10 protein-coding genes and 1 tRNA gene are annotated in these 13,088 nt (G+C 68.6%); 5 read left to right on the plus strand and 6 right to left on the minus strand.

The annotated features are described in order from the left end of the window. Window positions 1-58: 58 nt before the first annotated feature. The 5 genes from ACXKZF_RS11835 (at window position 59) to ACXKZF_RS11855 (ending at window position 6,769) form a co-directional block, all read left to right on the plus strand. Window positions 59-2,761, plus strand: coding sequence for a transglycosylase domain-containing protein (locus ACXKZF_RS11835; protein ID WP_488984320.1), 2,703 nt, complete (start codon window positions 59-61; stop codon window positions 2,759-2,761). Further along, window positions 2,752-3,681: a metallophosphoesterase gene (locus ACXKZF_RS11840; RefSeq protein WP_055956400.1), complete on the plus strand. Its 930-nt coding sequence runs from the start codon at window positions 2,752-2,754 to the stop codon at window positions 3,679-3,681. Before ACXKZF_RS11835 ends, ACXKZF_RS11840 begins: the two co-directional genes overlap by 10 nt. A 117-nt stretch (window positions 3,682-3,798) precedes the next feature. Continuing rightward, a complete protein-coding gene (locus ACXKZF_RS11845) occupies window positions 3,799-5,307 on the plus strand; it encodes a hypothetical protein (RefSeq protein ID WP_488984321.1) in 1,509 nt (502 codons plus the stop codon). 260 nt (window positions 5,308-5,567) lie between these two features. Further along, window positions 5,568-5,644 (plus strand) — tRNA-Pro (locus ACXKZF_RS11850). Window positions 5,645-5,989: 345 nt separating this feature from the next. After that, window positions 5,990-6,769: an HAD-IIB family hydrolase gene (locus ACXKZF_RS11855; protein WP_488984322.1), complete on the plus strand. Its 780-nt coding sequence runs from the start codon at window positions 5,990-5,992 to the stop codon at window positions 6,767-6,769. 219 nt (window positions 6,770-6,988) lie between these two features. On the opposite strand, the gene ACXKZF_RS11860 is transcribed toward ACXKZF_RS11855, so the two are convergent. The 6 genes from ACXKZF_RS11860 to ACXKZF_RS11885 form a co-directional block, all read right to left on the minus strand. After that, the gene (locus ACXKZF_RS11860) at window positions 6,989-7,810 is read right to left on the minus strand and encodes a siderophore-interacting protein (RefSeq protein ID WP_243223665.1); all 822 of its coding nucleotides are present in this window, start codon (window positions 7,808-7,810) and stop codon (window positions 6,989-6,991) included. A gap of 11 nt (window positions 7,811-7,821) precedes the next feature. Then, window positions 7,822-8,562 carry a FadR/GntR family transcriptional regulator gene (locus ACXKZF_RS11865; protein ID WP_488984323.1) on the minus strand — a complete coding sequence of 247 codons (741 nt, stop codon included), beginning with the start codon at window positions 8,560-8,562 and terminating at the stop codon, window positions 7,822-7,824. 62 nt (window positions 8,563-8,624) lie between these two features. After that, on the minus strand, window positions 8,625-9,653 hold the full coding sequence (galE, locus tag ACXKZF_RS11870; protein WP_488984324.1) for a UDP-glucose 4-epimerase GalE: 1,029 nt from the start codon (window positions 9,651-9,653) through the stop codon (window positions 8,625-8,627). 67 nt (window positions 9,654-9,720) lie between these two features. Next, complete coding sequence (locus ACXKZF_RS11875; RefSeq protein WP_055956382.1) at window positions 9,721-10,326, minus strand: thymidine kinase; 606 nt, start codon at window positions 10,324-10,326, stop codon at window positions 9,721-9,723. Window positions 10,327-10,333: 7 nt separating this feature from the next. Further along, window positions 10,334-11,806, minus strand: coding sequence for a malate:quinone oxidoreductase (locus ACXKZF_RS11880; RefSeq protein ID WP_488984325.1), 1,473 nt, complete (start codon window positions 11,804-11,806; stop codon window positions 10,334-10,336). Between the two features lie 101 nt (window positions 11,807-11,907). Further along, a complete protein-coding gene (locus ACXKZF_RS11885; protein ID WP_488984326.1) occupies window positions 11,908-12,978 on the minus strand; it encodes an aspartate-semialdehyde dehydrogenase in 1,071 nt (356 codons plus the stop codon). Window positions 12,979-13,088: the final 110 nt, after the last annotated feature.

The raw sequence follows: 13,088 nt of genomic DNA on the forward strand, positions 1-13,088 counted from the left end.
CGCGCGCGAGCGCACGCCTTCAAGGCATCGCCCAGCAACGTCGCTTAGCATCAAGCCTATGCCCGAGAACAAACGTACGGCTAGCGGTGCCCTCGGCGGCATCCTGGGCCTCGTCGGACTCAGCGCGGTCGCCGGACTCCTGGTCACCGCAGCCGTCACGCCGGCCATCGCCGTTTCCGGTGCCGCTGCCTCCAGCGCCATCACGATCTTCGACAAGATGCCGAGCTATCTGCAGCCCGACGAGCTCATGCAGCCCACCACGCTGACGGCCGGTGACCGGGTGCTGGCGAAGTTCTACGACCAGAACCGCTCCCCCGTCACCTTCGAGCAGATCGCGCCCGTCATGTACGACGCCGTCCTGTCGTCGGAAGACCCCCGCTACTACCAGCACGGCGGTGTCGACCTGATCGGCACCACGCGCGCGCTGCTCAACAATGCCGCCAGCGGCGACACGCAGGGTGGCTCCTCGATCAGCCAGCAGTACGTGAAGAACGTGCTCGTGCAGCGTTGCGAACGCGACGCGAAGGCCGTCGAGCCGACCGAGACCGACCCGGTCGGCAAGACGCGTGATGAAGCCCTCATCGAGTGCGCGTCCGCCGCCGTACAGGCCGAGGGCGCGGCGGGCTACCAGCGCAAGCTGCAGGAGATGCGCTACGCGATCCAGCTCGAGAAGGAGTACTCGAAGGACCAGATCCTTCTGGGCTACCTGAACATCGCGAACTTCGGCGGTGTGACCTACGGCATCGACGCCGCCGCCAAGCGTTACTTCAACATCTCGGCGTCACAGCTGAATGTCGGACAGTCAGCGGTCCTCGCCGGCATGGTGCAGAACCCCAACCGCTTCCGTGTCGACAAGCCGGACGGCTCGATCATCGATGGAGACGGAACGGCGTATAACAAGCAGCCCGACGGCTCGATCGACGACGTCGATCAGAGCACCATCCAGGCGCTGTACACGCTGCGCGACAACGGCGAGATCACGCAGGAGCAGCTCGTCGCCGCGGCCGATGGATACAGCGAGACCAAGGGGCGTCAGCTCTACGTGCTGAGCCGCATGGAGGCCGACGGCAAGATCACGCACGAGCAGTACGTGCAGTTCGCGGTCGAGCCCATCACGCCGCAGCTGTCCGAGACCGAGCAGGGCTGCGGCTCGTCGGGTGCCGCGTACTTCTGCCAGTACGTCGTGTCGACGATCCTCAACGACCCGGCCTTCGGCGCCGAGGTCGACGACCGCGTGCGCGCGCTCCGCCAGGACGGTCTGACCATCCAGACGACACTGGACTGGCGCATGCAGGATGCCGCGCAGAACACGATGAACGAGAACACCCCCGAGAGCATCGACGGCATGAAGTTCGGGTCGACGGCGGTGAGCCTCGAGGCCAAGACCGGCCGCGTCCTCGCCATCGCGCAGAACACGAAGTTCACGCAGGACCCCGAGCTGGCCCTGTCCGACCCGTCGTACAACTCCATCGTGTTCGCCGGCGACTCCACCAATGGCGGTTCGATCGGTTTCCCGGTCGGATCGACATTCAAGCTCTTCACACTCGTCGACTGGCTTGAGAAGGGCCACTCGCTCAACGAGTCACTGAACGGTCGCCTGCGACCGGTGCCCAACATGACCAACTCGTGTTCCGGAAACTGGGTGAACCAAGAGAACACGACCATCAACAACTTCGCGCGCAACCAGGGCTACGTGGGCACGCCGATGATGTTCACCCGTGACTCGCTCAACACCGGCTACCTCGCGATGGCGGCGGAGCTCGACCTCTGCGACATCGCCAAGGTTGTGAAGAAGCTCGGCGTGCAGTCGGGAACCGGCGAAGACATCCGGATGGAGAACGCCAACGAGGTGATCGGCAGTGACAACGTCTCGCCCCTCGCCATGGCCGGAGCCTTCGCGACCGTCGCCAACGGCGGCACCCACTGCCAGCCGAAGGTCATCGACAAGGTGACCACCGCTGAAGGCGAAGAGAGGCCCGTCCCCGAGCGGAAGTGCGAGGCGGCCCTCACCCCCGAGATCGCCGCGACCACCGCGTACGCCCTCCAGGGCGTCATGCAGCGCGGTGGCACCGGCGTCGACGCGAATCCCGGCGACGGTACGCCCGTATTGGGCAAGACCGGCACGCACGAGGGCTTCCAGACCTGGATGATCGAATCGTCCACGAACGCGACGACCGCCGTGTGGGTGGGCAACTGGGACGGCGACAAGGACCTGTTCGGCGAATACGCCAAGGGCAACCAGCTCAGCAGCATGCGTTACGTGCTCGCCCGCGACATCCAGAGCGCCGCGAACGAGTTCTACGGCGGCGACCGGTTCCCTGACCCGGTCTCGAACCTGCTGCGCACGCAGCAGCGCGATCTGCCCAACGTCGTGGGTCAGAGCATCGACAGCGCCCGGTCGACTCTGACCGGCGCCGGCTTCCGCGTCAGCGTGGGCGACCCCGTCGACTCCTCGTCCGGTGAGGGAACCGTGGCCGCGCAGAGCCCCAACGGGGGCTCCGCTCCGGCCGGATCGACCATCACGATCAACCCCGGCAACGGCCAGACCGGCACCGTGCCGAGCGTCGATGGACAGACGGTGAATGCCGCCCAGGCGGCGCTCTCCAGCGCGGGGTACACCAACATCTCCATCGGAGCGTGCCAGCGCGACGCCAACGCCCCGGCCGAGGGTCAGGTCGTCAGCACCAACCCGGCGGGCGGCACCGCCGCCAACAGGAACACGGCGATCGCTCTGTCGGTCGTGGCGCGGGAATGCCCGTGACGCGTCCCCTGGTGACCGCCGCCCTCGCACCCCTCGGGGTCGCGGGGGCGGCGGCCGTCGGGGCCGCCGTCTGGGGCGTCGGCGTCGAGCGTTACCTCTTCACGGTGCGCTACCACGCGCTCCGGCTGTTGCCGAAGGGTGCCGAGCCTGTCCGCGTGCTGCACGTCTCCGACGCTCACATGGCGCCGTGGCAGCACCGTAAGCAGGAGTGGATGGCGCGCCTGGCGGAGCTCTCCCCCGATCTCGTCATCAACACCGGCGACAATCTCGGACACCGCGACGGACTCACCGGCATTCGGACGGCCCTGTCCCCCCTCCGCGGTGTGCCGGGTCTCGTCGTGCACGGCTCGAACGACTACCAGGAGCCGGCTCCGCGCAACCCGTTCCGTTATTTCATCGGACCGTCAGGGCACCTGCCGGCGCACAAGCATCTCGACGTCGACGCGCTGGATCGGTTCTTCACCGACGACCTCGGGTGGAGCATCCTCGACGACACGGCCGTGTCGCTGGAGATCAAGGGACTGCGCGTGACCGCCTTCGGCGTGAACGACGGCCACCGCGGCTGGGATCACCCCGAGCTGATCCCGCCCGTCATCGAGACCCTGGATGCCGCCGACATCACCCTCGGCGTGATGCACGCGCCCTACCGGCGCACGCTCGACACGTTCACCGACTTCGGTGCCGACGTCCTGCTGGCGGGCCACACGCACGGTGGGCAGGTGCGCGTGCCGTTCAGCCGGAACGCGCTCGTGTCCAACTGCGACATCCCGCTCGACCAGGCCCGAGGTCTCAGCGAGTGGACGCACGATGGACGCACGGTGCCGTTGAACGTGAGCGCGGGTCTCGGCCATTCGATCTACGCGCCCGTGCGGTTCGGGTGCCGCCCCGAGGCGACCCTCCTGACGCTGCTGCCCCGCTGAGGCATCCTCCCCACCCGCGCAAGGGGCCGATCCATTCACGGATCGGCCCCTTGCCTCGTTTCCGCGCGTGCGACCTGATGGACGATCGAGTCTCTTCGAACGAAAGGGACTCCTCGCATGCATCACCCACCTCCGTCACATCGACGAACTCTCGCCGCGCTGACCGTCATCGCGGCGCTGCTGGGCGGTCTCGGCCTCACCCCGGCCGCCCACGCCGCTGATCGTGGCACCGGCTTCGGCACCTGGGCACCGCTGTCGCGCACCGGCTGGCACGGTTCGATGCGGGTCGGCGATGTGCACACCTACTGCATCCATCCCGGTCTCCCCGTCGCCACCGATCCCACGACCGACCGCGGTGTCTCGTCGGACGTCAACGGCCTGAGCCCGCAGCAGCTGGTGTCGATCAACCACCTGGTCAGCACCTACGGACAAACCGACGATCCCGTGCAGGCCGCCGGTGTCGGGTGGGCCGTCAAAGCGATCGTCGACCGTGACACCACCCTTCACTCCTGGGGCTACACCGGCGACAGCTTCCCCGAGGCGATCGACTACATCATGCGTCGAGCCAGCCCCGAGAACAGCGTGGCCGTGCAGGACCGGGCGGTGCACTACCTCGCCGAGGCCGAAAGCATCGCCGTTCCACGCGTCGGAGGTGCCCTGGCGGTGACGACGAGCGACGACGACGCGACCCGCGGCACCGTGACCGCCGATGTGGATCCGTCGGCCACGGGCACCCTGCACCTCGACAACGCCGTGTTCGCCGACTCCGGTCGAGGCGATCGTACGGACGTGCGCGCCGGACAGAGCTACGACATCATCGCGCCCGCGTCCTCGTCCGACGACGGCCGTCCGTACAGCGTTCGGGCGACGGGGACCTTCTCCGTGCGCTCCGCCGCGATCCACTACTTCTCCACGCCCGGACAGCAGGAATCCGCGGGGCCCGCCGGCCCCACGACCTTCACGCTGTCGGCAGAAGACGCGGAACCCCGACTCGTGCGCTTCTCCCCCCGCATCGAGACGACCGCGCGCATCAAAGACGGTCGTTTCATCGATCGCGTCAGCGTGTCGACCGCCGACGGCGTGTGGCCACGCCATGCCGACGGTTCGTTCGTGGCGATAGCCGCGACCGCCGACGTGTATCGAACGGGCGCCTATCCGGCCGAATCGACCGAGATCCCGTCGAACCTCGACCCCGTGATGCGTCTCGACCTGCGAACGGACCCGAGAACCGGGCCCGGCGCCTACGAGGTCACCTCGGAGCACCTGCCCGGACCGGGTGTCTACACGGCCGTGTGGCGCGTCGATCGAGCGGATCAGGATGCCGACGCCCTCGCACATCTCCCGCTCGATTACCTCTGGCAGGAGCGATTCGCCTCCCCCGCGCAGACCGAACAGCTCACGCCCACGCCCCCTCCGAGCGATCCGACATCGTCTCCCACCCCGCCGCCCGCTGCCGCGATCCCGCCGGCTCCCGTGGCCTTTCCGTCCGCCGCGCCCACGGCCCTGGCGATGACCGGTATGTCCGCGGCGTCGCTGGGAGGGGCGGGAGGTGCGGCCGCCGCGGCGATCGGGATAGGGATCATCGCCTGGAGTGTGGCGCGGCGCCGATCCACTCCGAGGATCTGAACACGTCGGGCGCCTGGTCGGGCCCCGCGATCTGATCCCTCTCGGTGCCCCTGCGGCCGCCATGATGGGCCGCATCGATCATGCCGACGGCTCCCCGTTCGCGGCCGTCCTCGTCACCCCGCGTCGAGGACGGCCGCGAACCGCCTCCCCCGCGGCGGGCGTGGCCCAGATCGGGGCCTCGCGAATGTCCCGCGACTCGCCCGAACCTCGGCTCTGGTTCGGAACCGGGCCGGAACAGGGTAGACTTTTCAAGTTGCTCACGGGGTGTGGCGCAGCTTGGTAGCGCGCGTCGTTCGGGACGACGAGGCCGCAGGTTCAAATCCTGTCACCCCGACCAATTGAGAAATCTCCAGCCGCTCGTCGAGGGGTTGTGAGGTTCCAGCAACAGAGAGCCTCCCGCGGATCGCGGGGGGCTCTTCTGCTCAGGTAGGTAAGCCATCGGCATCGATCGGGACGGTCGACTTCGGCGGGGACTGCAGCACCCCTCAGCCGACCATCGCCATGATCACCCTCGGTCCGACGAAGGCGGGTGAGCCCGCCTCACTCTCGGTCACCCGGGATCCACCCGACGGGGTCGTGACACGCTCCCCCGTAGAATCATCGTGGGCCGTCTGCGGCTCCGCGCCGTGCGCGCCCGGATGGGCGTCGACCGCACCGCGACCCCGAGACCTCCAGGAGAACCGTGTCCGACGCCTCGCCCCGCCTCGTCGCTTTCGACCTCGACGACACCCTCGCCCCGTCGAAGTCGGCCATCGACCCCCGCATCGGCGATCTGTTGCTCGCCCTGGCGGAGCGCGTCGAGGTCGCGATCATCTCGGGGGGACAACTGCAGCAGTTCCGCACGCAGGTCGTCGAGCGTCTGCCGCAGGCCGCGCCCGCACTGCTCGCGCACTTCCACCTCATGCCCACCTGCGGCACGCAGTACTACCGCCTGACCGCCGAGGGCATCGAGACGGTCTACGCCCATTCCCTCACCGACGACGAGAAGCAGCGCGCACTGTCGGCCGTCCGCGAAGAGGCCGAGCGACTGGGCCTGTGGGAGGCGGAGCCGTGGGGCGACATCCTCGAGGACCGCGGCTCGCAGATCACCTTCTCGGCCCTCGGGCAGTCCGCTCCGCTCGAGGCGAAGATGGCGTGGGACCCCACCGGCGAGAAGAAGAACAGCCTGCGTGAGGCGGTGGCCGCCCGTATTCCCGACCTCGAGGTGCGCTCGGGCGGTTCCACGTCGGTCGACATCACCCACCGTGGCATCGACAAGGCCTACGGCATGAACAAGCTCGTCGAGGCGACGGGCATTCCCCTCGACGACATGCTCTTCGTGGGCGACCGCCTCGACCCCGACGGCAACGACTACCCGGTACTCGCCATGGGCGTCGAGTGCCAGGCCGTGCACGGATGGGAAGACACCGCCGCGTTCCTCGAGAAGCTCCTGCCGACGCTTCCCGAACGCGCCGGAGAGTAAACGCGACGACCACGGCCCGGGTGCGCCGCCGCGGTCCGACTGCTCGCGGCCGTTCCATCCAGCCCCGCGATCCCGGTCGCGGACACTCGACGGCTCCAGTCCACCCGCGCAGTCGTCGAACCACGCAGGAGTCCACCCGCGCGGTCACCGGACGGCGCCGCGGCCGGCGGGATGGCGTGGCATCGCCAGCCCGCCCGCGGCGCGAAACCCTCGACTACCTCAGAGGATCTGACCGATCGGCTCGCGCTTCTCAGCCTGGAAGCGGTCTTCGGTGCGGCCATAGGCCCAGTACCCCGACAGCGACACCTGATCGCGCGCCAGCCCCCACCGGCCGAAGACGATGTCGCGCAGCGCCTTCATGCTCTCGCGCTCCCCGTGCGCGAACACTTGACCCCGCCCGTCGGACGGTTGCCATTCGGCCACCGCGTCCGCCAGGACCGGGGTCGCACCGGCCTCCGCTCGACCGCGATGCACCCACACGATGCGCACCCCGGCCGGGGCGACGAGATCGAGCTGCTCTTCGGCGTTCTGCACCTCGAGGAACGCCACCCCGGTGGCATCCGGTGCCAGGGCTTCGAGAGCCGCCGCGATGGCCGGGATGGCCGACTCGTCACCGATGAACAGGTGCCACGCCGCGGCCCTGTCCGGCGCGTAGCCCCCGCCGGGCGACGACACCACCAGACGGTCGCCGGGTTGTGCGCGCGCGGCCCAGGGGCCGGCCAGCCCCTCGTCTCCGTGCACGACGAAGTCGATGGCGACCTGATCGCCGTCCACCGCGCGGACCGTGTAGGTGCGTGTCACGGGGAGGTCTTCCGGAGGGAGGGTCTCGCGGAGCGCGGCGAGATCGTAGGGCGGTTCGAGACCGAGCTCGGGCTTGGCGAAGGTGATCTTCACGTAACGATCGGTGTGCGGGCTCTCGCGGAACGCGGCGAGGTCATCGCCGCGGGCGTGGATGCGCACGAGGTGCGGACTCAGTCGCTCGGTCGAGACGACGTGCAGGATGTGCTGGGGACGCGGCGGACGCGCGGGTCGATCTGTCACGGGGGTCCTCCTCAGGCGGTGGTCACGATGGCGGAACCGGCGACGTCGGCACGCTGAGCCTGCGCCACCTCGGTGTAGTAGCGGGTGATGTGGGAGCGGACGGCCTCACGTGCTTCGTCGGCCTCGCCGCGCGACACCGCGTCAACGATGTGCCGGTGCTCGCGCCGCAGCCGGTCCACCACCGTGGGCCACGCATCCAGGCGGGAGGCGCCCGCCCCCGTGTACGCCTCGATGGAGCTGCGGAGTCCGGCCATCATGGCCGAGATCACGGCGTTTCCCGACACCTCGGCGAGGATCTGGTGGAAGCGCGCGTCGAGGGCGAGGAACTCCTCGGGTGTCAGGCCGTCGGCATCCATCGCCCCCAGCACGTCGTGAACGCCGGAGAGGTCGACGTCCGCCTGCGCGAGGCGCTCGGCGACGTCGCATTCGAGCACGATGCGCGTGCGCACGACGTCGGCCAGAGGGAAGCCGTTGGCCGCCACCTGCAGCCGCAGGAAGGCCGCGAGGCCCCCGCGGGGAGTGGTGACGATCATGGCCCCCGCCGTGGGCCCCGAGCCGGTCGCGGTGCGAACGACGCCGAGCACCTCGAGCACACGGACCGCTTCGCGGACGCTCGATCGGCCGACGCCGAGCTGTGTGGCGAGTTCTCGTTCCGGTACCAGCCGGTCGCCGGCCGTCAGACGTCCGTCGCGCAGATCGCTCTCGATCCGCTCGAGGACGACCTGCCACGCTCGCGGTGCGGTGCTGGCCATGGCATCCCCTGTTCGACCGGTCGTGCGGTGTGGCCGGACCACACCACCCTACGCGCGGCTGATCAGGCGTCGGCCGCCGTGACGTACCCGGCGGGGTTGGTGGTCTGCCAGTTCCAGTAATCGCGGCATGCGTCGTCGATGGACAGGCGCGTACGCCACCCCAGCAGCTCGCCGGCCTTCGTCGGGTCGCAGTACGTGGCGGCGACGTCGCCGGGGCGGCGGTCGAGGATCTTCTTCGGCAGGTCGTGGCCCACCGCCTTCTCGAAGGATGCGACGAGCTCGAGCACGCTCACCGGGCGGCCCGTGCCGAGATTGAACACCTGGTGTCCGGGCTGCGCGCGCTCGAGGGCGGCGACGTGCCCCTCGGCAAGGTCGACGACGTGGATGTAGTCGCGCAGCCCCGTGCCGTCGGGGGTGTCGTAGTCGTCACCGAAGACGCCGATCTCGTCGAGCGTGCCGATCGCGACGCGCGAGACGTAGGGCATCAGGTTGTTCGGGATGCCGGCGGGATCTTCGCCGATGAGGCCCGACGGGTGCGCACCCACCGGGTTGAAGTAGCGCAGGACCGTGACGTTCAGCTCGGGGTTCACCCGCGCCACGTCGGCGAGCACGACCTCGTTCATGCGCTTGGACTTGCTGTACGCGTTCGAGAGGTCGACGCTCGTGCTCGACTCCTCGGTGAACGGCAGGTCGGCCGGATCTGAGTAGACGGTTCCGGTACTGGAGAATACGAACGAGCGGATGCCGTGGGCGAGACCCACCCGCAGCAGCGCGAACGTGGTGTCGAGGTTGTTGGAGTAATAAGCCAGCGGCTTCTGCGTCGACTCGCCGACGGCCTTGAACGCGGCGAGGTGGATGATCGCGTCGATCGGGCCGTGCTCGTCGAACGCGGCGGCGACGACGGCATCATCGGCAGCGTCTCCGACGACCAGCGGTGCGGGCTTTCCGGTGATTTGCTCCACCCGTTCGGCGGCGACGGCGTGCGTCCCCGACAGGTCGTCGAGCAGGACGACGTCGTGGCCGGCCTCGAGCAGAGCCACGGCCGTGTGAGTTCCGATGTAACCGGCACCGCCGGCCAGGAGTACGCGCATGCCCCCAGGCTATCGGTCAGCGGCGACACCGCTCGCAAGCGTCGGCTCCGCGAGACCGATGACGAGATCAGCGCCCGTCGAGCCGCCCGCCGGATTCGCGCAGGTAGCAGACGGCGCACATGGATTCGTACGTGACCTCGCCCTGGATCTGCCCTTGGTCGATGGCGACCTGGTCGCCGTCGAAGACGAAGCGACCGCCGACCAGACGGGCGTTGAAGATCGCCTTGCGACCGCACCGGCAGATGGTCTTGAGCTCCTCGAGGCTGTGAGCGATCTCGAGCAGTCGTGCCGAACCGGGGAAGGCCTCGGTGCGGAAGTCGGTGCGGATGCCGTAGGCGAGCACCGGGATGCCGTCGAGCACGGCGACGCGCAGAAGGTCGTCGACTTGCGACGGGGTGAAGAACTGCGCCTCGTCGACGAGCAGGCAGGCTACGGGTGCGTGTCCCGCGGCCGCCTGGAAGACCTCGCGGAGGTCGTCGTCGGGGCCGACGAGGAAGTCGACCGCACGCATCACCCCGAGACGGCTCTCGATCTGGGCGGCACCCTTGGTGTCGATCTCGGGCTTGGCCAGCAGCACGCGCTGACCGCGCTCCTCGTAGTTGTACGCCGCCTGCAGCAGGGCCGTGGACTTGCCCGAGTTCATCGCCCCGTAGCGGAAGTACAGCTTCGCCACGTTTGCCTCAGGGGTTGATCGCGAGCGCGCGGGCGGTGGCATCGAGCTCTTTACGAGCCACCTCCGGACGCGTATTCAGCGTTTCGCCGTAGCTGGGGATCAGGTCGCGCAGGCGCGGCTCCCACTCGGGCATGCGCTCGGGGAAGCACGTCTTGATCAGGCCCAGCATGATCGACACGGCCGTCGACGCGCCCGGAGACGCCCCGAGGAGCCCGGCGATCGAGCGGTCCTCGGAGGTGATGACTTCGGTGCCGAACTGCAGCACGCCACCCTTGGCCTTGTCGCGCTTCATGACCTGGGCGCGCTGACCGGCGTCGAGCAGCTCCCAGTCCTCGTCCTTCGCGGCGGGCATGAAGACGCGAAGGCTCTCGACCTTCTTCGCGTGCGTCTTGAGCAGCTCGCCGACGAGGTACTTGATGAGGCTGGGATTGTCGATCGCCACCTTGAGCATGGGCCCGATGTTGTGCGGGCGAACCTGCGTGACGATGTCGAGCATCGAGCCGTTCTTCAAGAACTTGGGGCTGAAGGTGGCGAACGGGCCGAAGAGCAGGGCCGACTCGCCGTCGACGACGCGGGTGTCGAGGTGGGGCACCGACATGGGCGGGGCTCCGACCGAAGCCTGCGAGTAGACCTTCGCCTGATGCTTCGACACGATGTCGGGGTTCGAGGTCTTCAACCACTGCCCCCCGATGGGGAAGACGCCGTAGCCCTTGATCTCGGGGATGCCGGAGCGCTGCAGAAGCTTCAACGCCCAGCCGCCCGCGCCGACGAAGACGAACTTCGCGTTGATCGAGCCCGGGGTGCCGCCGATCACGTGGCGATACGAGACCTCCCAGGTGCCGTCCTTCTGCTTCTTCAGCTTCTTGACGTCGTGATTGGTGACGACCTCGACGCCCTTCTCACGGAGGTTCGCGAAGAGTTGCCGCGTGAGCGAGCCGAAGTCGACGTCGGTGCCGGCGGGCACACGGGTCGCGGCGAACGGCTCCCCCTTGCGACGCTTCTGCATCAGCAGTGGCGCCCACTGATTGATGACGCGGGAGTCCTCGCTGTACTCGATGCCGGCGAACAGCGGCTGCTGCCTGAGCACTTCGTAACGCTTGCGGAGGAACGCGACGTCTTTCTCGCCGCGGACGAACGTCATGTGCGGGGTCGCGTTGATGAACGTCGACGGCTCGTCGAGCACTCCCTCGGCCACGAGAGACGCCCACAGCTGACGGCTCTGCTGGAACTGCTCGTTGATCGTGACCGCCTTGGCGGGGTCGATCACGCCGTCCTTGCCCTCGGGCGTGTAGTTGAGCTCGCACAGCGCCGCGTGACCGGTGCCGGCGTTGTTCCACGCGTTCGAGCTCTCCTGCGCGACGTCGCTCAGGCGCTCCAGCACCGCGATCTTCAGATCGGGCTGGAGGTCCTTCAGCAGCGTGCCGAGAGTGGCGGACATGATGCCGCCACCGATGAGGAGAACATCGACGTTTTCAGTCACCCGTTGATTCTAGGTGCGAGCCGTGAGGTGTCTCGACATCGAGAGATCGGTCGGTTCGATGTCGAGACAACCCCGGTTCACGGCATCCGGATGCCGTCTGCTCAGACGCGCGTGGAGAGCTTGTGCGCGACGATCTCGGCGATCTGCACCGCGTTCAGCGCCGCACCCTTGCGCAGGTTGTCGTTGCTGATGAACAGGACGAGACCCTTGCCCTCGGGCGCAGACTGGTCGGCGCGGATGCGGCCGACGTAGCTGGGGTCGGTGCCGGCGGCCTGCAGCGGCGTCGGCACCTCTTCGAGCTGCACGCCAGGAGCGTCGGCAAGGAGCTCGCGGGCGCGCTCGGGCGTCAGGTCGCGGGCGAACTCCGCATTGATGCTGAGCGAGTGGCCCGTGAAGACGGGGACGCGGACGCACGTGCCCGCGACGCGGAGGTCGGGCAGCTCGAGGATCTTGCGGCTCTCGTTGCGCAGCTTCTTCTCTTCGTCGGTCTCGTTCTGGCCGTCGTCGACGAGGTTGCCGGCGAAGGGGATGACGTCGAACGCGATCGGCGCGACGTACTTCTCGGGCGCGGGGAAGTCGAGAGCGGAGCCGTCACGGACGAGTCGCTCGACGTCGCCCTGGGCGAGGACGCCCTCGACCTGGCCGAGGAGCTCCCGGGCTCCGGCGAGACCCGATCCGGACACGGCTTGGTAGGTGCTGACGATCAGGCGCTCGAGGCCGGCCTCGGCGTCGAGCACCTTCAGCACGGGCATGGCGGCCATGGTCGTGCAGTTGGGGTTGGCGACGATGCCCTTGACGGCCTGGTCGATCGCGTGCGGGTTGACCTCGCTCACGACGAGGGGCACCTCGGCATCCATGCGCCATGCGCTGGAGTTGTCGATGACGAGAGCGCCCGCCTCGGCGAAGCGGGGGGCGTGCGCGCGGCTGCCGGTGGCGCCGGCCGAGAAGAGCGCGACCTCGACACCCGCGGGGTCAGCCGTGGCGACGTCTTCGACGATCACCGAGTGGCCACCGAAGTCGATCGCGGTGCCGGCTGAGCGGGCCGTGGCGAACAGGCGCAACTCGCGGATCGGGAATGAGCGTTCGCTGAGGATCTCGAGCATGACGGTGCCGACCTGGCCGGTGGCGCCGACGACGGCGAGGGAGATTCCGGAATCGGAGATGCGGGTCATGCGAAGTACCTCGGGTGTTCGGGGGCGGATGCCGCGACGACGGCGTTCGGGTCAGGGTAGCGCGGGGGGCGGTGGGACGCCGACCAGACCGACACAACGCAGGAGAACTG

It is taken from the genome of Microbacterium sp. ABR10, from assembly GCF_057812175.1.

What these genes read in the sequence shown, in the direction of transcription:
- ACXKZF_RS11885 (WP_488984326.1), bottom strand. Translation starts at nt 12,978, where the DNA reads ATGACCCGCATCTCCGATTCCGGAATCTCCCTCGCCGTCGTCGGCGCC.
- ACXKZF_RS11840 (WP_055956400.1), top strand. Translation starts at nt 2,752, where the DNA reads ATGCCCGTGACGCGTCCCCTGGTGACCGCCGCCCTCGCACCCCTCGGG.
- ACXKZF_RS11835 (WP_488984320.1), top strand. Translation starts at nt 59, where the DNA reads ATGCCCGAGAACAAACGTACGGCTAGCGGTGCCCTCGGCGGCATCCTG.
- galE (WP_488984324.1), bottom strand. Translation starts at nt 9,653, where the DNA reads ATGCGCGTACTCCTGGCCGGCGGTGCCGGTTACATCGGAACTCACACG.
- ACXKZF_RS11845 (WP_488984321.1), top strand. Translation starts at nt 3,799, where the DNA reads ATGCATCACCCACCTCCGTCACATCGACGAACTCTCGCCGCGCTGACC.
- ACXKZF_RS11865 (WP_488984323.1), bottom strand. Translation starts at nt 8,562, where the DNA reads ATGGCCAGCACCGCACCGCGAGCGTGGCAGGTCGTCCTCGAGCGGATC.